We start from the raw sequence: 24,569 nt of genomic DNA, 5'->3' as shown, positions 1-24,569 counted from the left end.
TTATTTTAATAGGAATAATAACCATGGCTGAAGTTATTCAATTCGACGTACCCATTAAATTAGAGTCAGGGCAAGAAGTCACTGAAATCACCATCACCGACACCATGAAGCAAGTCGGCGCATTACGGGGCTTAAAACTGTATGACGTGATGACCTCTGATGTGGACTCACTGATTAAGTTGATGCCGCGAGTGACGTCACCCCGCATGACTGAGCGCGATGTTTCACTGCTTCCAATCCCTGCATTTAATGCACTCGCCACCGGTATTGCTAATTTTTTAGTACCGAACTCCCCGCAAGAGACGACAGACAGCGCGGACGAGTAATTGAGTGCCCGAACATTGAAACGGACGAGTTAATCGCTGATATCGCCACCGTTTTCCACTGGGCGCCGTCTGAATATGACGCCATGACGGTTGGCGAAATCCTGTTATGGCATAAACGCGCAGCCGCCAGAACAGGAAATGAATCATGAGTGACCGCAATTTAAATATCAAAGTGTCGTTAAGTGCTGCGAATAAGTTATCATCCCCTGTCAGTGCTGCACAGCGCAGCGCGGCAGGGTTAGCAACTCAAATCAAAGCCACACACGCTTCAATCCGTAATTTACAAAGCCAGTCGAAAACGTTCGAAAGGCTTTCTAATTCTGTGAATAAAAACTCACAAGCCTACGAAACAGCTAAAAATAAAGTTAAGGCGTTACGTGACCAATACCCCCCGCTGACCCAGCAAACCGAAGAACAAAAGAAAGCCTTGGCTGCTGCACGGTTAGAGCGTGACCGTTACGGCCGCACGCTTGACAAAGAAAAACAAAAACTCAATACCGTAACGGCCACATTATACCGCCACGGCATATCCGCACGACAAAGCGGCGATGCGACGGCACAAGTGACACGACGCACTGAAATCTATAACCGCCAACTGGATGAACAACGCCGCCGGCTTAATGCGGTGACGCGGGCACAAGGCCAATATGCAAAATCAAAAGAGCTACGCAATAAATTAGCCACTGGCGGTGCGATTGCTACCGCAAGCGGTGCGGGTGCGCTGTATGCCGGCGCACGGATCACGGCTCCTGGTCGAGACTTTGATGAGGGTATGTCAACGGTTCAAGCTCTCACCCGATTAGATAAAAACTCGCCACAACTGGCCATGTTACGTCAGCAAGCGCGAGAGCTGGGCGCCAGTACGGCGTATACCTCCACCGACGTTGCAGCCGGCCAAAAGTTTTTAGCAATGGCTGGTTTTACACCGGATGCCATCAAGGCGGCATTGGGTGGCGTGTTAAACATGGGGTTAGCCGGTGACATGGATCTCGGTGAGGCTTCCGACATTGGTTCAAACGTTCTGACGCAATTTCAATTAAAAGCGGAAGACATGAACCGCGTTTCTGACGTGCTCACGGCCACCTTTACCCGCAGTAATACCGATTTACGCCAACTCGGTGAAACCATGACCTATGCAGGCCCGATTGCTGCACAACTTGGCGTCAGCCTTGAAAGCATGGCGGCAATGGCGGGAACCATGGCAGATAATGGTATTCGGGGCAGTATGGCCGGTACGTCACTCCGCGCCGGCTTATCCCGTATGGTTGCCCCTGTCGGCAAAGGCCAAGCCGCCCTTGATAAACTGGGAGTGAGTGTTAAAGACGCTAGCGGCAAACTCCGTGACGCCGACGAAATCTTAAAAGACGTTGGCAAAAGCATGCGTAAGTTTGACCAAGCCAGCCAGATTCGCATGAAAAAAGATATTTTCGGCGAAGAAGCAATGGTCGGTATGGGTGCCGTCATTGATGCCGTAATGAATGGGCGCTATGACGCACTGAAAACAGCCAATATTGGCGCTGAGGGTGAAGCCGATAAAAATGCCAAGGTTAAAATTGACAACTTAAAAGGTGACCTGAAACAGTTGCAATCCGCATGGGAAGATCTCGGCATTGAAATTCAAGAAAATGTCGATTCCCCTTTACGCCGTGTCACCCAATCATTGACAGGTTTCATTGGCAAAGTTGGCCAGTGGATGAAAGAACATCCCAAAATGACGCAAGCCCTTGCTGTCGGTGGGATTGCTATTGCCACCTTAGTCACTACGCTTGGCGCGTTAGCCCTTGCCGCTGCCACGGTGATTGTGCCGTTTGCGGCGATGCGACTTAGTCTATTTATGCTTACCGGAGCTCAAGGTTTTGGCGGCTTAATGGCCGCGGGTAGTAGTGCTATTAACCTTATTGGTGGCGGCTTTTCTTTGTTATTGAGCCCTGTGGGTTTATTTGTTGCCGCCATCGTGGCCGCTGGGATATTAATTTATCAATATTGGGAACCCATTAAAGCCTTTTTTAGCGGTTTTTGGGATGGTTTCACGTCTGCCCTCGCGCCTATTGGTGTGGCTTTCAGCGCTACTTTTGCCCCGTTCGCCCCAATATTCGACAGCATTTCAAATGCGGTCAGCAAGGTGTGGAATTGGTTTAAAGAATTACTGTCACCGGTTCAATTATCCGCTGAAGAATTGAAATCGTGCACCGAAGCCGGTCAAGTGTTCGGCGATGTAGTGGGTAAAGCTATCAGCGCCCTATTTTTTCCCATTCAGCAAGTCGCCAAAGGCCTTGGCTGGATATTAGAAAAACTGGGTGTTATCCCCTCCGCAGCCGAAGCCGCCGCCGATGCGGCGCGTGCCATGGGCGTTGACCCAAACGAAAAAGATCCGTTCAAAGTGCTGAACTCCGTTTCCGCTTACGCAGGGAAAACCGCTAAGGCCAACGAGCAGGCACAAAAACAGCAAGCCGAGGCAACCAGTAAAATCACCAGTAGCGTCACCGTTGCCGGTAAACAATTGGAAAAAAACAGCGAGCTACAACAAAAAGCCAATGACATTAACCCGCTAGATAATGCGGAAAAATACGGTACCTTGGTGTATGACGGCGCAGAGAAAAAGAGTAAAGCCAAAGGCAGTAAATCTGCATTAAGTGACGCCGCGGAAAGTGTCGATAGAAATAAACTCGGCGATATTGTGTTTAAAAACTTTCCTGCAGTAACGGCCGTTAATGGGCTATATCAAGAGCCCCGTATAGCCGCGAGAAAAACCTCATTATTTCCACAATTCAATGATGCATTGATTAATACCTTAGCCCCTATTCAGCCCAAATTAAATGCGGTACCGGTGGCAGTCTCGCCGACACGGCCAGAACGCCAAATCATGCAGCCGGAATACAATACTTTTGAGTTGAATTTTTACGGGGTTGATATGAGTAATAAAAAAGAAATTGCCGATATTGTGAAACAGCAATTAACCACCTTGTTACGTGAACGTGATAGCCGCCGCCGTTCCAGCTTAAAAGATCAGGACTAAATTATGATGATGATTTATGGCATGTTTGTGTTTGAGCTACGCACCGCCCCTTATCAAACATTTAACCATTCCCTTGACTGGCGCCATGTGAAAAATGACCGTGTTGGCCGTAGTGCTAAATGGCAGTATGTGGGCGCAGGTGAAGATAAGATTACGCTGGCCGGTACGCTTTACCCCGAAGTGACTGGCGGTGATGTGTCGCTGGAATTGTTAAAAACCTCGGCCTATGTTGCCCTCCCTCTACCCTTGATTGAGGGCACTGGTACCATTTATGGGATGTATGTGATCACCAATTTAGTCACCGATAGAACGGAATTTTTTACCGATGGTAAGGCAAAGAAAATAGATTTTACGTTGTCATTGAGTCGAGTCAATGAGGATGTTAGGGAAAGGCTGGCAGGTGTAGATGTTGGTGAGTTGATTACAATACAATAACCAAATTATCATTCCAGCTCTATCAACTGGAATGATATTTTTTTAATATAACTATGCAGTAATTTGAACTATTGCCGAAACATACTCATTCCAATTCACTTTACCACCTGAACAGTTTTCAATTGACCAACATTGATTTCTAGAACTGTAAAAACATACATATAAATTAAAATCTTCATCAGAAAGTGCATTATTGACAATACAAAGCCTATAATCAGATTCATTTTTTAAGAAGTGTCTATATTCATTGGGGGTTAGCTGAATTTGTTTGCCAAGGCCAAATAAACCTTTAACTTCGATTCTTAATAGTTCATCAGATTTATATGCTTCTAAATCCCAACCAACATTGTCACGCTCAACACTTTTTATACTATAACCCTGTTTCTCATAGTACTCCGTCGTTCTTGCAACTGCTGATTTTTCTGTTTTCCTTCTTAGCTCAGGATTACTATTATAAATAGCAGAGATAATATCTTCTTGCGTCATACTGTCTTGTTGTTCATTTATTAAAGAGGTTCTTAAATTTATAATTCTCTTCACTCGTTCAACAAAGTCAGCGCCTTCACGGCTATCCCCATACCAAAAAGGTGATGTTCCCATTAAACCTTTTCCATTTCTAGGTACTCTCAAAGTTCGTTCTTCTACAGGAAGCAGTAAGCTATCTTTTGCATCAGCTTCAAACCAATAACTTTCCTCTTCATCATAATGAGCTCTTGGTTTAGCAGTATTCTCATCTAGTTTTTGAATATTCCTAAAAACACGTGCATTTCTATACCACCCAATGACAACATTCCCATCACTAGGACTAGTTGCGCACCAGATAACATCAACACCATCAATGTATGGCTCTTTTATATTATCATTGCCTGAAATCCGTTCTAAATTAAAAGAAGAGCCTCTGTTCCTGACGTAACCATAATATTTACCGCCAAACTCCAAAAAATTTCGGTTTTCATGACCTGTTTTCATCTCACTAACGTAAGAACCACCATTGACTATTTTATCCGTAGTTTCTCCACGGTAATTTTCCATCCATCCAATATTACAAAATAAAATCGCCATATATTTCTCCTTTTTATATATGATTACTCTATAACATTAATTATGATTATTCTGTAAGATAAATTGCTTAGCCGTTAATTCTATGAGACCAATTTATTGTCTTGTGTTTCCTATTTAGTATTCATATATTTTTCATGTAACATACTATGCAGTATAAAATTACTTTACTGAGTTTATTGCTAATGAAAAAAGCATTTCAACGAATTGGTTCTGTATCTAATGCGCATGTTGGCCTTGATTTTGAACTCAAAGCTCAATTGTTTTTTGAAAAACAAGGCATTTTGTTGGAAAAAAATCACAAAGTAATGATAGGTGTTGATAAAATCAAAAAATATCATCGGTTTGATTTAGGTTGTTCTGAACAAAAAATCTTAGTTGAATGTAAATCGCATCGCTGGACAACAGGTAATAATGTACCAAGCGCAAAATTAACAGTATGGAATGAAGCTATGTTTTATTTTCATTCTGCGCCAACTGACTATCGAAAAATAATGTTTGTACTTAAAGACAAAAGAAAAAAATCTGGTGAAACATTAGGTCAATATTATGTAAATAGATTTAAACATCTTATTCCTAATGGTGTAGAACTATGGGAATACGATGAAGTTTCGATGAGTGCTACTCAGGTTTATTGATTTGACAGAAATATTTTAATAACAAAGCCCCATTGGTTGGGGCTCAGAGTAGATTAATGTTATTCGGGTTTTTCAGGCCAATCAATATCAGGGGCAGTAGAAGTATCAACACGGTTTAACAAAACACGGTATGTTTTCCACGCTGTTAATTTTGCTTGGTAATCGTCATCATCAAGACCGACTTCAATGGCATCTTGTAAATACGTGATAGTGGCATTCGCTTCCTCTAATCGCTGCGTCTTTTCCTGCTCGGCTTGTGCAACTAATGCCGCTTTTTGAGCTTCAGTATCTGTTACCCATTTTTTGCCGTTCCACTTATCAAATTCTGTTTTCGGCTCTAAAAGAGTTAGCGTATCGGGTAAATCACCAATAAAATCAATTTCCATTGGTTGGCGTGTTTCTGTGCTGTACGCTGTTTTCCCTCGGTTATCTGTTACGATTTCCCACTTAGAGCCATCTTCACTACGCACCACCGCAAAACCAGCTTTTGTGGGTAATTCTGGCGCATCAATATAAGCGCCAGCCGACACACTCACATCAAAATAAATATTCTCCATGCTTGCGTTTAAATATTCACGCGTTTGTGGATCTGCAATATAGACTTTAATCCAACCTGCTTTTGTTGCTAAACCGTTGTCGCCTATTTCGGCTTGTTCAATCTCTAAATTATAATTTTTCATTATGCTGCTCTCACGATATATAAAAATGCAATGTTGCGCGGGCGACTTTCTTTGCCGCCAGATTTTTCGGTTGTATATGTGGCATTACTAACATTGATTGATAACGTTCTTAGCGCGTATTGTTCTGAGCCACCTGAACCACTCGCGTTCTTTAATATAATGTTATGATTATGCTCTTTATTATCATCACCTTGCGATGATAAAGCAGCACGACCAGAATCAATACCTCGCCCCGCATCAAGACCTCGAAGGAACTCTCCTCGTAAATCAGGTAAAATTCCTGTTGGGTATGCTTTTGCTAAAAGTGGATAGGTTGTTTTATTAAATGACTGTCCATTGCAGACTAAATAACCTGATGGAGCGGTTGCTTGAGGCCATGGAATCGGAGCACCTACAGGGTAATCACTTAATTCATCTGGAAAGTTAGTGCGTTTTAAATGTCCATTACGATCGGATTTGGCAATCTCTGTACTATAAAACTCAGCCCAATCATTCATCGTTGATGCGCTTTTGGAAGAGCGCATATATAACCGATTTGACCAATCTGGCGAATAAAGCATATGAGTAGATACTGCAGGGTCTCGACCAAAAAATATCCCTCCGCCGTATTGATGGCCATTCGGTGTGTTTTTTGCATCTGAATCATGATAAAAAACACCAAATGTTCTATGTTTATTAATACCAAAATCAGTCTCTTTTATTGAGTTTTCTTTTTTTGACGCACCCCAGCCAAAATCACCAACTAGCATCACATCTATGCCGCCGTATGTTAGTTTGCCATTTTCAGTTAAAGCTAAAGACTTGCTTGTTTTTTGATTTGTGATTGCAAACCTATCTGATTCATTTGGATTTCCGATATATCCACGCAATTCATTATCACTTCCACGAAACCCTATTGTCGCTTGAGTCTTTTTTGTTGTTCTGATAGTAATTGATTCGCCATCTCGCGTTATAATTCCCCCTACTTTATCAAACTTCCCATCTAGCCCGTTCTTTAACGCTGTATTGGTTGCATAGTCACCCGCAGGGGCATAATTTCCTTTAGGTTGATATCTGCCGTCTGATTCAATTTTTGAATAGCTGTACCCAATTACGGCAAGTTTACCAATTTCAGTAGTGAACAAATGCAGACTAGGCACTTTATCGTTATCGTTGCCTTTGACGCCTGAAATGTTCGCCTTGTCGAATTTTTTATTTAAATCCAGTTTGGTTTGTGCTGATAGTGCATCAATTTTTTTGTCCAGCACGGTGATTTCAGTATTCACATATTCACGAGTTGCCAGAACAACTGACGGGTCAATTTTTAACGTTACTGATTCAGTGTGGCTGACAATTAACACTATACGAATAGACTGCGTGCGACCTGACCCCTCCGCTAATTGTGGCTTATACGTTTCGGGGCAGTTTGCTACCGCAATTAAATTACCGGCTTTATCAAATAAGCCAATCTCACGTATCCACCAACCGCCATCCTGTTCAGGAATAATTTGTTCAGCAATGATTTGATTTTTATTTTTATCATCAATAAACAATGTGTTAATGGCGGCTCTGCGTTTTTCAGCAATTAATTTAGTTTGATTGGTATCCGGCGTTGGCAAACTCCCGCCACCATCGCCAACCGCCATGTGTGTTAATTCAAGTTTTGTGCCTAGCGCTGTCGCTTGGGCTAATAAGTTCTCACCTAATTTTGTGAGTAAGGCAAAGTATTTCATTGTGGATTAATCCTCATTTCATCAATTAAGTGAATAGCCGCACCTTGAACATCAAGGCCAGAAACCGAAATTAAAGGCGGTGTATACGCGTAAACAGTCAATGAGTCACCGGTGTAACTCGATGCCGCACAATAAAATTCACCGCGGGTTTCTAGTTGAATAGTCAGCCCGACAAGGTGACGGCTTGCCGGCTTGGCATCAAAAATTAATGCCTCTAACTCTTGATACATTTCCTCAGTGATACCCGTTTCAAGCACGCCAATATCAAGGCGAAACGTGCCGGCGGTTTCGTTGGTTTTCCACCATTCAATCACACGAATTAAATAGCCCAATGGCTCAACCACGCGGCGCAATGCTCCAATGGTGCCCTTGTGTTTATGAATAAACATGGCGGCTTTAACGGCATCCCGTTTGGCTTTCTCCGTCCAGTTTTTATCCCATCGGTCAACACTAAACGCCCACGCCAAATACGGCAGCAAATGCACGGGGCATTTATCAGGGTGCCAAAGTTCACGAATAGGAATAGGCACGCGCTCAATCTGGGCTAGTGATTCAGCCGCCGCGATCTCTAACGGTGATGAGCCGACAGGTAATAAACGATTATTCATCTGAGCCCCCTAGTGCCACGTTAATTTGTGTGCAGAAGCTCGCCTGTGTTTTATCCAATTTGATATCTGCTGTGGGCTTTTTCAGTTCCACGCGTTGCACGCCTTGAACATGCAGCGCGGCATAAATCGCACTGAGCACAATGTCACGGCCTAACCGGTGTTGCTGTGTCGCATAACGTTTCACTTGTTCCTCTGCCGCCGCCATAATCGGCTCGTATTCAGGCGAGGGATAACAGTAAATCACCGCGTCAATTTCATAATTAACGATGGTTGCCGATTGCACTGTGACACGATCAGCAACCGGCCTAACATCTTCATCGTTTAAGGCAATATCGACTTTCTCAATTAAATCAGCCGGCGCGCTGCCGTTCCCCTCGCGGGATAAAACCGTAACGGTGACATGAGCCGGTAGCGGGCTAATGACAGAAGCGTCAGAAACCCGACCATCGGCAGACCGTGCATGATATTCATAACTGCCAATCGGGCCTGCTACGCTTAACGCTTCAAAAGCGGCCGGTATACGCATGCGTAAATTGGAATCCGACTCATACACTGGCGTAATGGGTGGAATAGCGTTCTCATCACCCTCCGAAAGTATCAAGCGTTTCACGTTGTTATTGGCCGCGAGTTGGTCAAGGTCGGCACCGGTGGCAAAAGCCACCATACTTGCGCGAGCTGCTTCATTGACACGCTGACGTAAAATCAGTTCACGGTAACAACTTTCTTGCAATAATTTGGTTAACGGCTCAGATTCCAATTCTAAGGTGCGAGTGATGGCTTCCCGTTGTTCTGCTGGCATCGCACCAATTAGTGCGGCTTTGCGCTCGGCAAAGAGCACTTCAAAATCTAACGTTTCGACCACATCCGGTGCTGGTAATAAACTTAAATCAATACTGGCTGCCATACCTACCTCACTGGAATAGAAATCGAAATCGGTTCACCCGTTTGCATAATGACACCGGATAAACTCACACCCATCTCGCCAACATCTGAACGAATATAATCAATGGTTTGCAGCCTAACGCGGGGCTCCCACTGCATTAACGCCATATAACACGCACTCATGATTTTGAGTCTCAGTGCAGAGTTTTGTGGCTGGTCAATCAAGTCATACAACAGTGAACCGTATTGCCGGCGCATCACCCGCGAACCAATGGGCGTTCGCAAAATATCAGCGATACTTTGGCGAATATGCTCACTGTCTGTCAGGCCACGACCTGTTTTCGCATTCATGCCATAATATTTCATACCGGTTTCCCTGATGTGTCCCCACCCGAACGCACGCCGCCATGTTGGTGAGTATGAATAACCACACCATTAGACGTTATCGACCCGCCGTTATGGTTAAAATTGCCGGTCATTTCGCCGCCCTTTTCCACATTCAACGTGGCGGTGGTGAGGTTATTGGTACAAATCACATTCGGTGTATCGAGCTTGATTTCGACAGAGGCTTTGCAAATCACTTTTTTTGTTGTTGCACTAATTTCATCGCTAGCCTCAATCACCGCTTTTTTAATACCAACGGCCTTTAATGTTCCGTTTTCTGGCTCATACTCAATCACCGCACCATCGGGAAAAGTGTGGTGTAATGCATTGGCTGAATGTGTTGGCACGGGGTTAGCGTTGCTATACAGGGAGCCCAAAACAAAACCGGTTGTTAGCTCACCGCCAATCGCCCCAATCAACACTTGCTCACCTACCGTCGGCGCCCAGTAACTCCGAGATTCACCGGCGCGATGCACTAACCATCGAATCCAATCTGTGACTAATTCCCCTACTTGAACACGGCAACAGTTATTGTCTAAATCCACCTCAGTGACCACGCCTTGACGAAAAAGGTTACTGAGTAAACGATATAGCTCTTGTAAACTCATAGCTGCCCCACCAAATCGAGATAAATCATTTCCAATAGACCCAAGCGTTCATGCTCTGATAGCCCCAACAATTCCCGTTTAGGGTAACGTGCCCGCGCCAGCTCATTTACTGCCCCTTCAAGCCCGTATTGATGTTCCCGCGCAATTGCCGCAGCTTTGCCTTGAAAACCCACTATCGCGCTATCTTGTGTATTGCAGGCATGAAGAAAACGCGCCGCCCTAAGCCGCCTGAACATCGGCACGTTACGTTTTGTGCTGCGCTTGACCGAGGAAAAATTAATATCTAAAAAACGGGTAATATCTTGGCGATAAAAGGTTCTTACCGCGCCTCTATCTTCATCAAAACCGGTAATGGTTTTACCGCGACGACCTTTTGACCCTTGCCAATTTCGCAGGGTGCGAACATCACCACGGTGAATAAATCTAATTTGCTGCTGTGCGCGTAACACTTTGAGTTTACGTGGTTCATAGGCCGAGCCGTCCGCATTTTGTTGGCTGCGAATGCGCTTTTGCTGGTCAGCACGAATTGCCCGCGCTAATTTGCCCGTCAGTTTTCGCCGGTAAGCTGGTGAGGTTGTCGATAACAAGCCATTAAGCTCATTTTCAAGTTGCATAAATAGGCTGTTATCACTCATGAACCATCACCCCCTCATCGATTACGATATCCCATGCAGGTAAGGCGATTTCTGGCTCGGAAATATGCTCTTGAACAATTTTTCCATTCACTTTTTTAACAATCACGCGCTCGGTGGCCTTGATGGTATACAGCACGTCGATTTTTTCATTGTCGAGAATGTCGGCCTTATAGCGAATGCCATTCGCCCGTTTATCAGGGTTAAATAACAAATCTGGCTGATGTTTTCTGGCAAAAGTCAGGATAGCCAATGACAATGCGCTCAATTCGCCAGCGTAATCCATGGCCAACACCTGAATTTGGTACTCATTCAAGTAAGATGCGGATTGTGTACCGGTGGCCTGTATACCACCCTCAGTGATATAGACCTCTAATAAATCAGGGTTTTGTTTAAACTGGGGTATCTGCTCAACAATAGTTTGTCGTAATAGATTTGGCTTTAACATTATCTCCCCCGAGTGTCATAGAGTGCTTTTTGGCAACGCATTTCAATGCGTTCTTGTAGTGGTGCCGTGGCGCATTTGGGTTCTTGCAGTAACACCACACCGCGAAGCAAAACCACGGTTAACAGGAGAATAAACACGATAAACATCAAGATATTGAATAATATTTTCATTTCGCCCCCTTGCACTGGTCTACCACGTCACGGATATAGCCCTGTAAATAACTTATTTTGGTTCTGTCTCGCTGAATTCCGGTTCGGATATCGTGAACAATAAGTCCACCTTTTCGAGTGAGTCCGACGGTGGCAGCATCGCCCACGCTGCCGGCGCGGGCAGTGTGATTGATGGTGAGCTCACAGGTTGCAAGGTCGGCTCTGGCGAACTGCACGCGACGACGCTCAGTGAGCAAATCATCACGAAAACGTTGAGATTTATTTTGTTCATTTAACAACCTCTGGCTATAGGTCACATCAAGCTGGTGCAAGGTCTCTTGTGCTTTTTTTAGTTGAGCGAGTTTTTCATTTGCATCAATAAAGGCTTGGGCGCTTATCGCACTGAGTGCCATTTGGTGCCCCAGTTCGCTCACACTTAACTTGGCTTTGAAGTCCAAACGTGCAATGCCAAACACCGCACCGCCGCTCACTAATGCCGCAATACAAGCAACCGCTAAATATCCCCCAAAAACCTGACAATAATTCACCATTACCGCCCCCATTCGCCGCACAGTAATTCGGCCTCTTGGTCACGGCGGATCACTTGGCCATAACAGCCGTTTGGCTGGCCTTTAGTTTGGCGACAATCTTTACCGCCATCCCGCGTCCATTTAGGGAGCTCCGCACAGGCGCCCTTGATATCCCCCGCATTTAACTTGCGATAGAACGTGGATGAGAAACATTTAGATGGCCCGATGTTGTAAGGGCAAAATGAAGCAATACCGGCGATTTGCGGCTCGGTTAGTGGCACATGCACATGGCGTTTAACCCATGCAATCGCTTTGTCAGCTTCAATCTGATTTAGCCGGTCACATTCCGCTGGGGATAATTGGGTACCTATTTTTACTGGCTTACCGTCAATACGTGTTACACCACGACAAATAGTGACCACGCCGCCCCCATCACGATATGCCTTGAGCGAGTTCCCCTCTTTTTCATTCAAAAAGCCGGAGAGGATCGCACCACCACTGGCACCGGAAATAATCAACGCAATAACAGCCTGACTTAATCGTGATTTGGTGTTCATTTCATAAATCCTTTGGTGATTGCTCGGTCACTTTCACAATGTTTTCAATATCGCGCTCACTGATGGGGTGGCGAGAGAAATAACGTTCTAATATGCGTGTGCGTTTCATTTGCTCACGGCGGTTTAACCTGTAAGTCATTACGCCCAATGAAACACTGGCAATTAACCCGACTAAAAAGCCCCACTCATACACGGAGAAATCACCAAAAAACCCTAAAATTCCCGACCCACTGAACAAACCGCCAAATCCAGAAAGTGCGTAAGTTAGGCGGCTCCACCAATCATTCATGCTATTAATCCTGTTTTGTTAATCCCAAAGTTGGATCATTTCTTGTTTTGCCACCGGTGCGAGTTCGGGTAATTCCACCCATTGCCCCGCAGCTAGCTGTATGCCGCCCTCAACCAAATTCGGATTGGCCTGTAACACTTGCTCAACGATGCCCTGAGTGCGCCCATAATGCCGCCAACACAATAAATCAACGGTGTCACCTTGCAGCGCCTGCACTTTCATTAGACGATCTCCGCAAACATGCGTAACTTGCCGAGAATATCCCGCACGGCGTTTTGGCCATCGCGGCGCAGATCATCAATTTGCGTGCTCAAGGCTTGGGCGTGTTTTTCACCCTCGCGCGTGGTGTCAATGTCGCGGTAGTTTTCAATCAATAAGGCTTTGGTAAAGCTATACACCGCATGGTGATAACGAAAAACAACGGCCGTGGTATCGTTAATTTGCGGTGATGGCACCGCAGATAACTGGTTAAGCCCTTTGGCGTTCTGTTCCTGCCGCCATTCATCCAATAGCTGATTGACATACAACACCGCTTCAGTGGCCATATGCTTTAAGCGGCTTGTGGTGACATTACCTGTCAAACGCATGGATTGACGTAACTGGTCTAAGCCAATATCTGGCCAAAATTCACCTGACGTGATTTTTTCATCACCATCACTGATGCTTTCGTCTTGCACACTATGAATCTGTTTTGATGCCACTAAGCCCATGATTACCCCTTTGAAAAAACGGAGGTGGACAGCGACAATACAGAGGGTTAACCCTTTATTATTGCTGTGCCTCCGTGGCACGCGGGTGCAACTCGGTTAATGCTATTTTTTAGGCGTATCGTCTTCTTGCTTACGCACTGCCCGTAATAGCTGTTCAATCTCTTTTTTCACGCCAATATCTTTGTCAATAAGAATGGCTTTTTGTAGGTATTCAAGAGCTAAGGCTTGTTGCTTATCATCATTTTTGAGTGTTAAACCAATGACTTTGTACAACTTGGCACGCGCCCCATCAGGCATATCTGATTGCGCTGTAATACGCTCTAAACTCAGCAAATCATCAAGTGACGCTGTCACTTCATCTTCTTTGCCACTTGCTTTCACGGCTAATGACCAGTCGCAGATTTCATCAACTAAAACAGTGGCTAAGGTGCGGTTATAGTTATCGGGCAACGGCAGATTAAATTGGATAGCATATTCGGCCATGTGTAAGGCTTCTGTGTATAAACCTGCGTCGATATGCCACACCAAAGTGCGAGTAAAGACCTCATCAGCCACACCGCTCTGGCTTTCCAACACGCCCTCAATCCAACCACGATAATTAGGTAAAACCTTGCGCTTATACGCCGCTTTGCGGTCATTGCCTTGGATATTGCTTAATTGCGCTTGGTCAGCCCGTAAACGGTGCAAAATATTTTCATAAGCGGTCATATCGGCCCGTGACATTTCGGCTGGTAACCCACCACGGCGCGATGCCATCACTTTTTGCCAGTGCTGCTGTGCCGGTGTTAAATGTTCCATTTGTGATCCCCAATGTTGGCTTAAATTTCTTTGCTTTCGGCGTAGTTGATGCCTTCAATCAGGCAAGACAGGCCATAATCTTCAATCACATAGCCTTCGTTGCCCGACGAATACGTCGCCACACGGTTATATTCCGGCTCATCTTTGATCACACGACGATACTTGCCTTTCTGCCAGTACACCGACAGGTTTTTAAAGGTCGTTATCAAGGTTGCGCCATCGGGGAAAAACGGCACTTGTAAGGTCGGTAAGTTACCCATTGAACTCAATTTCAACAGTTCATTACCCGCGAGCATTTCCATGTTTGGGTTTTGCTCACTGTGCTGGTTCATGATTTTGAAGTTTTTATCGGTATAGAGCTGATAACCGGTGATCGCCACTAAGCCCTGCGCACGGCGGTGCCACGGGTCTAACAATGAATTCACCGCATCGAATACCATCGCATCCACATTGGCATACATCCCTTTGGCAATGATTTTCCCGCTTTCATCACGGCTGGTTAACGTGACATCTTTCATCACGCGTTGTGGCGCCGCATTACGGATTTTTTGCAACCAACCGATATTGACGTCTTGTAACAATGGATTTTCGGCTTTATTGGACTTTTTCACCCGTTTCACACCATTGAACCCAATCATTAAGCGGTCATTAGCTTCTTGTTGTGCAATCAGTTGGCTGATCATCGGTTGAAATTCAGGGTGCCCCGCCCATGCGTCTAACCATGAATACGGGATAAACGTATCCCAGTTGGTTTTATCACAACGATAATCGTCGCTGTTTTCCTCATTGACTTGCTCAGGCTGACGGCGCTCAGTCGTTGAGTCATTTGTACCGGCAATAGGGCCATTGACCGAACCAAAAACCTTTTGCCCCTCCTGGTCCGTCACTCCAAATGAGTTGATTTGTTTTAAAAATGGGCTGTTTTCCATTTTTGCTTTTTCTAAGCGCTGCTGCACCGCAGGGTCAACGCTAAAATTTAATGACGAACCCTCACGGCGTACTCCATTTAAGCGGGCTTGCTGGTCAAGCCATGAGAGATAATTCGCCAGTGATTCATTACTGATACCCATAGTAAAAACCTTTTATTGATTAAAATTGAAGAAAGTAAAGCGCGGCTTAATACTCAGCCAACTTAGTCGAACCACCGGTGACTTGAGGGCGTGACTCCCCTGAACCATCAGTCACTGCAAGTTGCTGCTTTAAGGCGTTAAAATCATTAGTTAGCTGTGATAACGCTCGTTTTTGCGCTTCATTTTCGGTTAGCAAGGTGCCGCATTGCTGTGCGGTCAACTCAATGGCTGTTTTTAGGTTGGTGGTTTCTTCTGAGTTGTGATTACGTTCAAGCCCTAGCCACTGTTTCACCGTCGATAAAAACTTCTTACTGGCTTCCTTTTCCTCTTGGTGTTCGGTGTGTTGCTCACTTAACAAATGGCACTGCGTTTCTAATGAAGCGGTAAAGTAATTGCCGCTATCCGGTAAGCCGCGAGAAACCGCGCTTAGTTCAATAGGACGGGAACCAATAGCCGCAGGGTAATCAGTTAACGCTACCCCTGTTAAATAGGCGCGTTTGGTCTGTGGGAATGAGGGGTAATATTCGATACTGGAAAAAATCTTTTGGCCTGACTTATTCAGGTTAACAATGTATTCATCTTTTAAATCATCAATATCAATAGTGACTTCAAGCCCTAATTTGCCTTTAAGTTCACCCTCTGTTAATTCAACGGTATTCACCGCTGAAATCATGCTATAGCTGCGAAATTGGCTATCTGGAAACAGACTTTTAATGTGATCCAAATTCACACGACCACAGTAAAATTTAGGGTCGTAATCTTTCGCCATCTGCTCGATATGTTCACGCTCAACGGGAAAACCATTTAGTGTCATCCCCTCTGCACAAGCAATCAGCTTTATCTGGCGCGTATTTTTACCTTGCGACATAAATCAATCTCCATTTCTGACGTAACTGTCATTTCGATGCTGCCGTTTCAATAACAGCACTATCTCAATCATCTTCTTTTTACTCAAAGGGTTACGGTTCTCATGGTGCTATGAGAACCCATATTCATAGAGGGTTACGCGCGGGCGTGACAAAGTGACAGCATGATGAAAACAGACATTGACCCACGACAAGAAGCCAAAGAACTTTATTGGCAGGCTTACAGCGTTTCGCAGATTGCAAAGCGGCTGGGCTTAAGCATTCACACCATTTATTCATGGCGACGACGTGATAAATGGGATGATGCATCCCCTATTCACCGTGTCACCGACCAAATACATGTAAAAGTGCTGCGTATCATGGCGAAAGACACGATGACCGCCCATGACTTTAAAACGGTGGATTTCTTTAACCGCCAATTAGACCGCTTTGAGCGTTTGGAAATGAAGAAACAAACGGCGGGAACAAGTAAAGTTAAGGCACAAAAGAATCACTTTACCCCTGAACAAATCGAACAGCTTAAAAACCTAGTGCTAGGTAGCTTATTTGAGTATCAGCGCCAATGGTGGGATGAACGCACGCAGCGAAACCGCTTTATTCTTAAATCACGGCAAATTGGGGCTACGTGGTATTTTGCCCGCGAAGCTTTATTAACTGCATTGGAAACCGGTAATAACCAAATATTTCTATCTGCTAGCCGTGCACAGGCCTTTCAGTTCAAACGCTTTATTCAATTATTGGCGCGCCAAGTGGGTGTTGAGCTCAAAGGCGGCGATGAAATTATGTTGTCTAACGGGGCGATCCTGTTTTTCTTGGGTACCGCAGCAGCGACAGCGCAGTCATATACCGGTGACCTCTATTTTGATGAGGTATTCTGGGTATCGCGTTTCTTAGAATTACGTAAAGTCGCCTCAGCCATGGCCACACAAACGGGATTACGCCGTACCTACTTTTCCACTCCATCCAGTGAAGATCACGAAGCCTATGAGTTTTGGACGGGGGATTTTTATAACAAAGGTAAGCCCGAGAAAGAGCGCAAAATCATTGAGCTATCCCATAAGGTATTAAAGCTTGGCCATTACTGCGCGGATAGTATGTGGCGGCAAATCGTGAATATTCATGATGCCATCGCACGCGGACTGAACCGCGTTAATTTGGAAGAAATCAAAGACGAAAACCCGCCCGACGACTTTCGTAATTTATATGAGTGTGAGTTCGTTAAAACGGGTGAACGGGCATTCAGTTATGATACCTTAATCAATTGTGGCGTGGATGGCTATAACAGTGATGTTTGGCCAGACTGGAAACCTTACGCGCCGCGCCCGCTAGGTAATCGCCCAGTTTGGGTGGGTGCTGACCCAACTGGTACTGGAGATAATGGCGATGGCTTGGGGTTAGTGATTGCCTCACCACCGGCAGTCAGTGGCGGGAAATTCCGCATTATTGAAACTATCCAGTTACGCGGGATGGCATTCGAAAAACAAGCCGAAGAAATCAAACGCATTACTCAGCGTTATAACGTGCAATCCATCACTATTGATGGCACAGGGGGTACTGGTGCCGCCGTACACGAGCTGGTCGTTAAATTCTTTCCTGCCGCCAATTTACTCAACTATTCGGCTCCTATCAAACGCATGATGATCATGAAAATGCTCATGCTCATTCGTAATGGCCGTTTTGAATACGACGCGGGATTACATAAGCCCCTGATCACCTCTTTTATGACCATCAAAAAAGTGCAAGCCCCAAGCGGGATTATCACCTATGAATCAAGCCGTGTTCGCGGCTTAGACCATGGCGATTTAGCGTGGGCGGCAATGAACATTTTCTCTAACGAAGCGATATCCAGTGAAACTGGCGGCGCTGGCGCACAAGTTATGGAGTTTTAACCATGGAACAAGCAACAGAATTAGCAGCAACCGAAGAACAAACACAAAGCCCTGAATTTTGTTCATTTACTTTTGACCCGCCATCAATTGTCTCTGGCATTGGTGATTTGCTGGACTGCATGGAGTGCAACCACAATGGCCGTTGGTATGAAACCCCTATTGACTTCACTGGCATTGCACGCTCGTTTACCTCGTCAGCGGCCTACCATCAATCACCGTTAGTGTTTAAACGCAATGTGATCACAAGTTGTTTTGAACCAACGCCGTATTTATCACGCCCTGATTTCACCACCTTAGCGCAGGATTTTGTGGTTTTTGGTAATGGTTACCTTGAAAAGCGCATTAACCGGCTCGGCGATATGTTAACGCTTAAACCCTCATTGGCTAAGTATACCCGCGCCGGTGTGAATGAGGGGCAATACTGGCAAGTGAAGAATTACCAAGATGCCTACGAATTTCGCAAAAATAGCGTGATTCACTTGAAAAACCCATGTATTCACCAAGAGATATATGGCGTTCCTGACTACCTAGCGGGACTCATCTCAGCAAATTTGAATCATTCGGCTACCCTGTTTCGGACAAACTATTATGAGAATGGAAGTCACGCTGGTGTCATGGTGTATCTTTCCGCGGCATTGGCTGACGACAAGGCCGTCGAGTCATTAAAAAAGTCACTCACCGAAGCCCGTAAAGGTAAGGCATTTAAAAATATCTTTGTGTATGCCGCCAATGGGGGCAAGGATGGGATTCAAATTTTACCTTTCTCCCAAATCAGCGCCAAAGATGAGTTTGTCGGTATCAAGGACACCACACGCGATGATTTGTTGGCCATGCACCGGATACCACCACAACTGATGGGGATCATTCCACAAGGCTCGGGTAGCCTTGGCGATATCGAAAAAGCCGCAATGGTGTTTTGGTTCAATGAGTTATTACCGTTGATGGAAAGCATGAAATCAATTAACGACATGCTAGGTGTTGAGGTGATCCGCTTTAAACAATATGCATTGCTGGATTTTTTGACACAGGCGAAAGGTAAAGAGCCGAATTATAAATAACTAAAGATAAGCAAACTGAGTGGTCCATTAACTCAGTTTGCTTATCTAGGCAGCGATTAAGACTTGTACTTGGCTAACATCTCATTAATTTTATTTAATTCCACTTCAATCATTCGATCACAAATATTTGGTAAACCTTTTAATTTTTGTAGCAATGCTTTTTTCTCATCTTCATTAAGAGTCCAACTCTCAGCGATACCTGTAACTAAGTAGTTGTTGCAACCTGCTTCATAACTGCCAGTCGTTTTCATTTCATAGTTATAATCTTCGATTTTAAACAATTTATTTTCAATCAAATAATTAATCATTTCTGCATTACCAACATAAAATGCATAAAAAATTAGATTTATATTTTTCTTTTTATAAAAGTAGGAATCAATATCATTGATGGTTGTATTTTCTAAAACACCTCTATCACTCTTAATTTTCTCAGTGATGAAAGGTAAATTATTCGTCAATATATTCATTGCTAATTTGTAATCTTCATTACTAGGCGGCAATCTTGTTAAAAAATAATTTGCCGCATTAACTTCTCTATACTCTATCATTTTATGATAATCAATGTCTCGAAGATTAACATAACTGGCAATGTTTGGATTTAAATCAATTAACTTATCTAATCTATTAATATATATATCACTGTATTCCTTCTTACTTTCAGTTGCAATTTTATATACTAATTCCCATATTAATTTTTGTTTTGATTCTTCATCTAGTAAAGTGAAATACTTTTCAGCAAAAAGAGCCTCAAGATTATGATTTATAGTCATATTCTTTGATATTTTTTTATCAAAAAAAGACCGGAGGTAGTGTCTACCCTCTTCTATTCTATTAACATCAAAGTTATCTTCATGAAATTGGCAGCCAAATAAAAACTCTAAAGAGTCAATGGGCGCTTCAGACCGAAATAATGCATACCATATATAATCCTCTAATTCATATTCAACTAAACTGCAATTTTTTCCTAATTCTTTTTCTAAAGAGTTAGTGTCTCCATTAGCAATAAATGAATGTATTTTATTTTCAAAATCAACATTTAATTTCTGAGGAAAATAAATAATATTGTATGCAACAAAAGATATTAAGAATGCACCAACAAATTCACTTGATTTTTTGAACCTAAAAACAACCAGAAAAAAATTCAAAAATGTAAATATGAAAAATGTGAAAATACCAAAAAATATTTCACCTTTATCTTTAACAAAATAAATTCCAACATTACAATAGTATATAAAATTTAAAAATGGAATAAAAACAGAGGCAATAATCAGACTTCTCCATTTATAAACCTTGTTATTATTTTTTAATTTACTTTTAAAACTATTCTCTTCATCATCCTTAGCAAGAAATTTTTCAGAATTACATTCTGAGGTTTTATCCTTTGGTATTGTATCGTTGAAAGCATTTCCAATCGAAATCAAGTAGGTTATACATAAAGTAATTAAGACTACCGTACCGATCGCAACAACATAACCAAGACCATCAAACATAATAATTCCATTTATCATTAACGAATATCAGTGCATAGTCTTAATGTTAAATTTACCTTAGGTACATAAGATAAATCTCACTCACGTACTATTCCTTATCTTTGATGCTTATTAGATTAATATATTACCCACAAAAGCGATTAAAACAATCTCAGTGCTATTTCATAATTTCCACATAGCAATACTTGTTTTTTACTCAATCTCACTGCTACGGGCTACAGACTCTCAAATAACCCCACTTATAGGCTAATCACACCATAGCCAGCGCGGACCATCTTTACCCCTTTGCGCGCGCTTGCTCCCCCGCCTCGCCCGCACGCAAAAGGTGTGGGATTTTGTGCGGGTGTGCGGAGGGTTGGAAGTTAGGCTGGGTATGGTTTGGGTAGGAAGTAAATTTAAGTGGAAGTTGTGCGAGTTTGTGCTGAATTATGAGTAAAAAAACCGCCAAAATTTTGACGGTTTTTATTAAATCAAACTAAGCGAATTTTAATCTATACCCAGCTAGAGATACTACATTGCTTTCTTCCGGTTGCGAGACTTTCTCAGATAACAAAATGTCTCCAGATAAATTAGAAAGCATATTCACTGAAATTCTGAGCCTATTAGCTAAATCTTGGGGGCTTATACCTAATTCATTAATAAGAACTCTAATCGCCCTATGAAAAAACTCTGGTTTTTCATGTTTAATTAGATAATCTTCCCTCTCATCAATTGCTTCACCTTTTCTTTTTAACCCAAAGAAAGCAGTTTTATACTGAGCGTCAGTCAATAAAGACAGCTGATGAGCCCTATAGATTATAGCCGCTTTACTGACATTCCATGTGAGCTTGAAATTGCTTAACCCCTTCCAATCTATCCTTCCTCCTATTGGTCGAGGAAAATATTTTGCCATTGAAGATCTAGGTAATAAAAGTGCAGAAGCAAATCTATTCGCTTGTGATTCTGTTATTCTATCGCCTGTAGATATACCTTCATGCAAAATTAAATGCCCAACTTCATGAGCTATATCAAATCGTTGCCTGCATGGAGACCTTTTCGCCATATTTCGAACAATAAATGGACGACTTAAAGGCACTGATAGTGCATCAACCTCATCTGAAACAGATTCAAAAGAGGTAACAAAAGCCCCCAATTTTTCAGCTAAACGTGTCATATTCTCTATGGGTCCCATGCCTAATCCCCAATCAGATCGACACTTTTCAGCCGCCTTCTCAATATCATCTTGCGTTATAACTTTAATTGACGGGAATTTAACTGGAGGTAAGTTTAAATATTCGTCAAAAATATTAATTAGCCTTCTATACAACTCTGCTCGTGACAACGTTGCTAGCTTAGTCGACATCCGTGTTGAACTTCGTTTTCTAAAATGTACGATTTCCTCGTTAACTAGAACATCACTACTTTCATAAAAAAAATCAATATTAACCTGTAAGGCATTAGCTAATTCATTTGTAAGCTCTTGTGTTGGTGATGCATCATCCGTTTCCAAGCGCTGAATGTATTGGCGGGTTTTACCAACCCGCTCAGCAACTTGCTCAAGAGATAGCTCGTGATACAGACGAGCCAATCGTAAATTAGAGCCTTTAAACACTTTGTTTCACCTATTTTTCGTTTTTACTATTACTGCTTTTTCCCACATCAGTTGTAAGAACACTGATAGGATCCAAATCAATAGGAACAGATAATGGAGGAGTATTATCTTCAGAATGAAGTACTGTTACTCTTTCATCACCATAGGTCCATTTTGAAACCATCTCATTTAACGCATTATAACCAATGAAATGAACTCTAGCACCTTCTCCCTCAAATTCTGGTTTTTCAATCACAAATCTATGCATTGTAGGTGCTGTTAATTCTGGTTCCCATAATTGATCAACTTGATTTCTTCTATAACATCCTGATTTTTGAGGATTATCAGGGTCATCAGCAAAGAATCTGACAGGTACTGTACCAATTGAAAAAGTAACATCCATTCCTGCGTGTGATAATTTTAACCAATCAAATTTACCACTCATGCATAGTTGAATTAAAAGTTGTCTCTGTCTACCAAAAGTACACGTTCCTCTTGTATAATTATCATCTAGTGGTGTAGATAACTGCATGTAAGTATTATCAAGGACTTTCAGTAGTTCTTCAGCAACTATAGTCAGTCGCTCTTTTTTTAAATCATCGGAAAAAAACCAAGGGGCTTTGTAATCGGTCATAATCATCTCTTATAAAAAATGGTGCAAATATTTGATTTTGTCAACCTGAATGTTGGTGCATTTTTACAGTTTTGTCAACTCAAGTTTTTGTGTTCACACTCACATTAATTACATAATAGTTATAGGGCTATTTTAGTCCAGAAAACTGACTATAAATAATATCAGACAGTCATTTCTGCAGTGTTTATTCAATCATTCACAAAAACATAAATAAAAATTATACTTAACGCCCCTAAACGTTTTTTGGAATGAGTAAAATGAAAGATAGTAAATATAATGCCTTATGTGTTGACACTTCCATTTTTATAAACCATGGATTAACATTGAATAAAGGGCTACTAAAAAGATTAGACCAATTTAAGAATTCAAAAATAAAATTAGTTATACCTAATATCATTATGAATGAACTTGAAAAGCATCTTCTGAAAAAAAAATCCGAAAAACATATAGACTTAAATTCATCTATAAAAGATTTCATTCGATACCATGACTCAAATAATGAAAAGCTAGTTGAATTTCAAAATATCGTCAATGAATTTACACCTAATATTTCAACTAATAAATCAATATCCAACTTTATTAATAAAACAGGATTAAAAATTATTAATGTTGATGATTACTTAGATGTGAAAAAATTAATTGAAATGTATTTTTTAAATCAGCCGCCATTTGAAGAAACAGGTAAGAAAAAATCAGAATTTCCAGATGCAATTGCACTTCTTTCATTAGATGCATGGGCAGAAGAATGTAATATAAAAGTTATTGCAGTGAGTACAGATAAAGGTTGGTTAAATTACTCTGAACACTCTGAATATATTGATGTTGTTGATGATCTATCCAATGCCATTTCAACGCTTCAATCGCAAATAGATCCTGAAATATTATTATCTAAATTGGCTAATATGTTAGATGCCCCCTATGGGGAATTTTACAATTTGATCAAAGAAAAAGCTGAGAGTTATACCAATCAAATAGAATCTCAACCAGATGCAATTTCTAATTTTGACATTGACTCTGACTACTTAGAAGTTAATTTTAATGAGATTACATTTTCGCATTCATCTTCAAGTTCATTATTTTTACAATTAATTCAATTTGAAGATAATATGGTTGTTGTGCAAACAAATGTGGATATAAATGCTACAGCTCACTGTGATTTTACTTTATTAGTTAGAGATTCAACAGATAAAGATTATTATAATATAGGTACAACATCTGAAAGTACAAATTTTGATTTTAATACAGATATATTAATCACATTTACTGGCAATTTTGAAAATGTGAGTAATATAACTGGCGTAGATATAGATGATGTTGAGTTTTTATCTTCACCTTCTTATATTGATTTTGGCTATATTGAACCATCATACAATTACGAATCCGATTAATGGTTAACTTGCTACAACCATAACTTTACCCCCCCTCCGGAAACCGGTTACAACGGTTACACCCTACCAAAACTACCTATAACCCACTGATTATAAACAACTCCGTTGTAACTTTTTACTGGTTACAACGGGTTACAAAACAG

Annotated in this window: 29 protein-coding genes; 8 read left to right on the top strand and 21 right to left on the bottom strand. The window is 42.4% G+C overall.

Annotated elements, in window-relative coordinates; translation table 11 throughout:
• The first annotated feature begins 23 nt into the window (after nt 1-23).
• Genes PSE83_RS02810 through PSE83_RS02795 form a run of 4 tightly spaced genes read left to right on the top strand, consistent with a single transcriptional unit; the run spans nt 24 to nt 3,777 of the window.
• Entirely contained in the window at nt 24-326 is a 303-nt protein-coding gene (locus tag PSE83_RS02810) for a phage tail assembly protein (RefSeq protein WP_272660643.1), read from the top strand.
• Nucleotides 326-475, top strand: a complete 150-nt coding sequence (locus PSE83_RS02805; RefSeq protein ID WP_319867245.1) for a GpE family phage tail protein — start codon at nt 326-328, stop codon at nt 473-475. Before PSE83_RS02810 ends, PSE83_RS02805 begins: the two co-directional genes overlap by 1 nt.
• Nucleotides 472-3,342 (top strand): phage tail tape measure protein, encoded by a 2,871-nt coding sequence (locus PSE83_RS02800; RefSeq protein WP_272660642.1) that lies wholly within the window; start codon nt 472-474, stop codon nt 3,340-3,342. The genes PSE83_RS02805 and PSE83_RS02800 overlap by 4 nt, the downstream gene beginning before the upstream one ends.
• Nucleotides 3,343-3,345: 3 nt before the next feature.
• Entirely contained in the window at nt 3,346-3,777 is a 432-nt protein-coding gene (locus tag PSE83_RS02795) for a phage tail protein (RefSeq protein ID WP_272660641.1), read from the top strand.
• Between the two features lie 51 nt (nt 3,778-3,828).
• Here the strand turns inward: PSE83_RS02795 and PSE83_RS02790 are convergent, their stop codons facing one another.
• Complete coding sequence (locus tag PSE83_RS02790) at nt 3,829-4,839, bottom strand: protein NO VEIN domain-containing protein (RefSeq protein WP_272660640.1); 1,011 nt, start codon at nt 4,837-4,839, stop codon at nt 3,829-3,831.
• Between the two features lie 182 nt (nt 4,840-5,021).
• Between PSE83_RS02790 and PSE83_RS02785 the strand changes: the two genes are divergently transcribed.
• Nucleotides 5,022-5,474 carry a hypothetical protein gene (locus tag PSE83_RS02785; RefSeq protein ID WP_172767205.1) on the top strand — a complete coding sequence of 151 codons (453 nt, stop codon included), beginning with the start codon at nt 5,022-5,024 and terminating at the stop codon, nt 5,472-5,474.
• 59 nt (nt 5,475-5,533) lie between these two features.
• On the opposite strand, the gene PSE83_RS02780 is transcribed toward PSE83_RS02785, so the two are convergent.
• The 17 genes from PSE83_RS02780 to PSE83_RS02700 all read right to left on the bottom strand — a co-directional run bounded on the left by PSE83_RS02780 (nt 5,534) and on the right by PSE83_RS02700 (nt 16,399).
• Nucleotides 5,534-6,154: a tail fiber assembly protein gene (locus tag PSE83_RS02780; RefSeq protein WP_272660639.1), complete on the bottom strand. Its 621-nt coding sequence runs from the start codon at nt 6,152-6,154 to the stop codon at nt 5,534-5,536.
• Nucleotides 6,154-7,866 (bottom strand): phage tail-collar fiber domain-containing protein, encoded by a 1,713-nt coding sequence (locus PSE83_RS02775; RefSeq protein ID WP_272660638.1) that lies wholly within the window; start codon nt 7,864-7,866, stop codon nt 6,154-6,156. Before PSE83_RS02775 ends, PSE83_RS02780 begins: the two co-directional genes overlap by 1 nt.
• Nucleotides 7,863-8,474 carry a phage tail protein I gene (locus PSE83_RS02770; protein WP_272660637.1) on the bottom strand — a complete coding sequence of 204 codons (612 nt, stop codon included), beginning with the start codon at nt 8,472-8,474 and terminating at the stop codon, nt 7,863-7,865. Before PSE83_RS02770 ends, PSE83_RS02775 begins: the two co-directional genes overlap by 4 nt.
• A complete protein-coding gene (locus PSE83_RS02765) occupies nt 8,467-9,378 on the bottom strand; it encodes a baseplate assembly protein (protein ID WP_272660636.1) in 912 nt (303 codons plus the stop codon). The genes PSE83_RS02770 and PSE83_RS02765 overlap by 8 nt, the downstream gene beginning before the upstream one ends.
• A gap of 2 nt (nt 9,379-9,380) precedes the next feature.
• A complete protein-coding gene (locus PSE83_RS02760) occupies nt 9,381-9,722 on the bottom strand; it encodes a GPW/gp25 family protein (RefSeq protein ID WP_272528689.1) in 342 nt (113 codons plus the stop codon).
• Nucleotides 9,719-10,348: a phage baseplate assembly protein V gene (locus PSE83_RS02755; RefSeq protein ID WP_272660635.1), complete on the bottom strand. Its 630-nt coding sequence runs from the start codon at nt 10,346-10,348 to the stop codon at nt 9,719-9,721. The genes PSE83_RS02760 and PSE83_RS02755 overlap by 4 nt, the downstream gene beginning before the upstream one ends.
• On the bottom strand, nt 10,345-10,983 hold the full coding sequence (locus PSE83_RS02750; RefSeq protein WP_272660634.1) for a phage virion morphogenesis protein: 639 nt from the start codon (nt 10,981-10,983) through the stop codon (nt 10,345-10,347). Before PSE83_RS02750 ends, PSE83_RS02755 begins: the two co-directional genes overlap by 4 nt.
• Entirely contained in the window at nt 10,976-11,428 is a 453-nt protein-coding gene (locus tag PSE83_RS02745) for a phage tail protein (RefSeq protein WP_004254663.1), read from the bottom strand. Before PSE83_RS02745 ends, PSE83_RS02750 begins: the two co-directional genes overlap by 8 nt.
• Nucleotides 11,428-11,598 (bottom strand): hypothetical protein, encoded by a 171-nt coding sequence (locus PSE83_RS02740; RefSeq protein ID WP_004254667.1) that lies wholly within the window; start codon nt 11,596-11,598, stop codon nt 11,428-11,430. The genes PSE83_RS02745 and PSE83_RS02740 overlap by 1 nt, the downstream gene beginning before the upstream one ends.
• Nucleotides 11,595-12,128 (bottom strand): lysis system i-spanin subunit Rz, encoded by a 534-nt coding sequence (locus PSE83_RS02735; protein WP_272660633.1) that lies wholly within the window; start codon nt 12,126-12,128, stop codon nt 11,595-11,597. The genes PSE83_RS02740 and PSE83_RS02735 overlap by 4 nt, the downstream gene beginning before the upstream one ends.
• On the bottom strand, nt 12,128-12,664 hold the full coding sequence (locus PSE83_RS02730) for a lysozyme (protein ID WP_172767214.1): 537 nt from the start codon (nt 12,662-12,664) through the stop codon (nt 12,128-12,130). Before PSE83_RS02730 ends, PSE83_RS02735 begins: the two co-directional genes overlap by 1 nt.
• 1 nt (nt 12,665) lies before the next feature.
• On the bottom strand, nt 12,666-12,953 hold the full coding sequence (locus tag PSE83_RS02725) for a hypothetical protein (RefSeq protein ID WP_004254680.1): 288 nt from the start codon (nt 12,951-12,953) through the stop codon (nt 12,666-12,668).
• A gap of 18 nt (nt 12,954-12,971) precedes the next feature.
• On the bottom strand, nt 12,972-13,175 hold the full coding sequence (locus tag PSE83_RS02720; protein WP_123381977.1) for a tail protein X: 204 nt from the start codon (nt 13,173-13,175) through the stop codon (nt 12,972-12,974).
• Nucleotides 13,175-13,663 carry a head completion/stabilization protein gene (locus PSE83_RS02715; protein ID WP_272660632.1) on the bottom strand — a complete coding sequence of 163 codons (489 nt, stop codon included), beginning with the start codon at nt 13,661-13,663 and terminating at the stop codon, nt 13,175-13,177. The genes PSE83_RS02720 and PSE83_RS02715 overlap by 1 nt, the downstream gene beginning before the upstream one ends.
• A gap of 102 nt (nt 13,664-13,765) precedes the next feature.
• Entirely contained in the window at nt 13,766-14,461 is a 696-nt protein-coding gene (gene gpM / locus PSE83_RS02710) for a phage terminase small subunit (protein WP_272660631.1), read from the bottom strand.
• Between the two features lie 20 nt (nt 14,462-14,481).
• Nucleotides 14,482-15,531, bottom strand: coding sequence for a phage major capsid protein, P2 family (locus tag PSE83_RS02705; protein WP_141173620.1), 1,050 nt, complete (start codon nt 15,529-15,531; stop codon nt 14,482-14,484).
• 46 nt (nt 15,532-15,577) lie between these two features.
• Nucleotides 15,578-16,399: a GPO family capsid scaffolding protein gene (locus PSE83_RS02700; protein ID WP_172767218.1), complete on the bottom strand. Its 822-nt coding sequence runs from the start codon at nt 16,397-16,399 to the stop codon at nt 15,578-15,580.
• Nucleotides 16,400-16,561: 162 nt separating this feature from the next.
• On the opposite strand from PSE83_RS02700, the gene PSE83_RS02695 reads away from it, so the two are divergent.
• Both PSE83_RS02695 and PSE83_RS02690 read left to right on the top strand, forming a co-directional pair.
• On the top strand, nt 16,562-18,286 hold the full coding sequence (locus tag PSE83_RS02695; protein ID WP_272660630.1) for a terminase large subunit domain-containing protein: 1,725 nt from the start codon (nt 16,562-16,564) through the stop codon (nt 18,284-18,286).
• A 2-nt stretch (nt 18,287-18,288) separates the two neighbouring features.
• Nucleotides 18,289-19,344 (top strand): phage portal protein, encoded by a 1,056-nt coding sequence (locus tag PSE83_RS02690; protein ID WP_272660629.1) that lies wholly within the window; start codon nt 18,289-18,291, stop codon nt 19,342-19,344.
• 56 nt (nt 19,345-19,400) lie between these two features.
• Here the strand turns inward: PSE83_RS02690 and PSE83_RS02685 are convergent, their stop codons facing one another.
• From PSE83_RS02685 to PSE83_RS02675, 3 genes are all read right to left on the bottom strand, one after another.
• On the bottom strand, nt 19,401-20,834 hold the full coding sequence (locus tag PSE83_RS02685; RefSeq protein ID WP_272660628.1) for a hypothetical protein: 1,434 nt from the start codon (nt 20,832-20,834) through the stop codon (nt 19,401-19,403).
• Between the two features lie 475 nt (nt 20,835-21,309).
• The gene (locus PSE83_RS02680; RefSeq protein ID WP_272660627.1) at nt 21,310-22,425 is read right to left on the bottom strand and encodes a helix-turn-helix domain-containing protein; all 1,116 of its coding nucleotides are present in this window, start codon (nt 22,423-22,425) and stop codon (nt 21,310-21,312) included.
• Nucleotides 22,426-22,435: 10 nt separating this feature from the next.
• A complete protein-coding gene (locus tag PSE83_RS02675; RefSeq protein ID WP_272660626.1) occupies nt 22,436-23,038 on the bottom strand; it encodes a hypothetical protein in 603 nt (200 codons plus the stop codon).
• A gap of 257 nt (nt 23,039-23,295) precedes the next feature.
• Here PSE83_RS02675 and PSE83_RS02670 point away from each other — a divergent pair, with 257 nt between their 5' ends.
• Entirely contained in the window at nt 23,296-24,426 is a 1,131-nt protein-coding gene (locus PSE83_RS02670; RefSeq protein ID WP_272536398.1) for a PIN domain-containing protein, read from the top strand.
• The last annotated feature ends 143 nt before the right edge of the window (nt 24,427-24,569 follow it).

It is taken from the genome of Providencia sp. PROV150 (assembly GCF_028481025.1).
Taxonomy (GTDB): domain Bacteria; phylum Pseudomonadota; class Gammaproteobacteria; order Enterobacterales; family Enterobacteriaceae; genus Providencia; species Providencia hangzhouensis.
This window is presented reverse-complemented; position numbering and strand designations above follow the sequence as displayed.

Bases quoted from the DNA above. Each gene is read 5' to 3' on its own strand.
- PSE83_RS02695 (WP_272660630.1), top strand. From the start codon at position 16,562: ATGATGAAAACAGACATTGACCCACGACAAGAAGCCAAAGAACTTTAT.
- PSE83_RS02735 (WP_272660633.1), bottom strand. From the start codon at position 12,128: ATGGTGAATTATTGTCAGGTTTTTGGGGGATATTTAGCGGTTGCTTGT.
- PSE83_RS02750 (WP_272660634.1), bottom strand. From the start codon at position 10,983: ATGAGTGATAACAGCCTATTTATGCAACTTGAAAATGAGCTTAATGGC.
- PSE83_RS02790 (WP_272660640.1), bottom strand. From the start codon at position 4,839: ATGGCGATTTTATTTTGTAATATTGGATGGATGGAAAATTACCGTGGA.
- PSE83_RS02795 (WP_272660641.1), top strand. From the start codon at position 3,346: ATGATGATGATTTATGGCATGTTTGTGTTTGAGCTACGCACCGCCCCT.
- PSE83_RS02715 (WP_272660632.1), bottom strand. From the start codon at position 13,663: ATGGGCTTAGTGGCATCAAAACAGATTCATAGTGTGCAAGACGAAAGC.
- PSE83_RS02670 (WP_272536398.1), top strand. From the start codon at position 23,296: ATGAAAGATAGTAAATATAATGCCTTATGTGTTGACACTTCCATTTTT.
- PSE83_RS02725 (WP_004254680.1), bottom strand. From the start codon at position 12,953: ATGAATGATTGGTGGAGCCGCCTAACTTACGCACTTTCTGGATTTGGC.
- PSE83_RS02685 (WP_272660628.1), bottom strand. From the start codon at position 20,834: ATGTTTGATGGTCTTGGTTATGTTGTTGCGATCGGTACGGTAGTCTTA.
- PSE83_RS02675 (WP_272660626.1), bottom strand. From the start codon at position 23,038: ATGACCGATTACAAAGCCCCTTGGTTTTTTTCCGATGATTTAAAAAAA.
- PSE83_RS02705 (WP_141173620.1), bottom strand. From the start codon at position 15,531: ATGGGTATCAGTAATGAATCACTGGCGAATTATCTCTCATGGCTTGAC.
- PSE83_RS02745 (WP_004254663.1), bottom strand. From the start codon at position 11,428: ATGTTAAAGCCAAATCTATTACGACAAACTATTGTTGAGCAGATACCC.
- PSE83_RS02785 (WP_172767205.1), top strand. From the start codon at position 5,022: ATGAAAAAAGCATTTCAACGAATTGGTTCTGTATCTAATGCGCATGTT.
- PSE83_RS02775 (WP_272660638.1), bottom strand. From the start codon at position 7,866: ATGAAATACTTTGCCTTACTCACAAAATTAGGTGAGAACTTATTAGCC.
- PSE83_RS02740 (WP_004254667.1), bottom strand. From the start codon at position 11,598: ATGAAAATATTATTCAATATCTTGATGTTTATCGTGTTTATTCTCCTG.
- PSE83_RS02690 (WP_272660629.1), top strand. From the start codon at position 18,289: ATGGAACAAGCAACAGAATTAGCAGCAACCGAAGAACAAACACAAAGC.
- PSE83_RS02765 (WP_272660636.1), bottom strand. From the start codon at position 9,378: ATGGCAGCCAGTATTGATTTAAGTTTATTACCAGCACCGGATGTGGTC.
- PSE83_RS02780 (WP_272660639.1), bottom strand. From the start codon at position 6,154: ATGAAAAATTATAATTTAGAGATTGAACAAGCCGAAATAGGCGACAAC.
- PSE83_RS02770 (WP_272660637.1), bottom strand. From the start codon at position 8,474: ATGAATAATCGTTTATTACCTGTCGGCTCATCACCGTTAGAGATCGCG.
- PSE83_RS02800 (WP_272660642.1), top strand. From the start codon at position 472: ATGAGTGACCGCAATTTAAATATCAAAGTGTCGTTAAGTGCTGCGAAT.
- PSE83_RS02700 (WP_172767218.1), bottom strand. From the start codon at position 16,399: ATGTCGCAAGGTAAAAATACGCGCCAGATAAAGCTGATTGCTTGTGCA.
- PSE83_RS02760 (WP_272528689.1), bottom strand. From the start codon at position 9,722: ATGAAATATTATGGCATGAATGCGAAAACAGGTCGTGGCCTGACAGAC.
- PSE83_RS02810 (WP_272660643.1), top strand. From the start codon at position 24: ATGGCTGAAGTTATTCAATTCGACGTACCCATTAAATTAGAGTCAGGG.
- PSE83_RS02720 (WP_123381977.1), bottom strand. From the start codon at position 13,175: ATGAAAGTGCAGGCGCTGCAAGGTGACACCGTTGATTTATTGTGTTGG.
- PSE83_RS02755 (WP_272660635.1), bottom strand. From the start codon at position 10,348: ATGAGTTTACAAGAGCTATATCGTTTACTCAGTAACCTTTTTCGTCAA.
- gpM (WP_272660631.1), bottom strand. From the start codon at position 14,461: ATGGAACATTTAACACCGGCACAGCAGCACTGGCAAAAAGTGATGGCA.
- PSE83_RS02730 (WP_172767214.1), bottom strand. From the start codon at position 12,664: ATGAACACCAAATCACGATTAAGTCAGGCTGTTATTGCGTTGATTATT.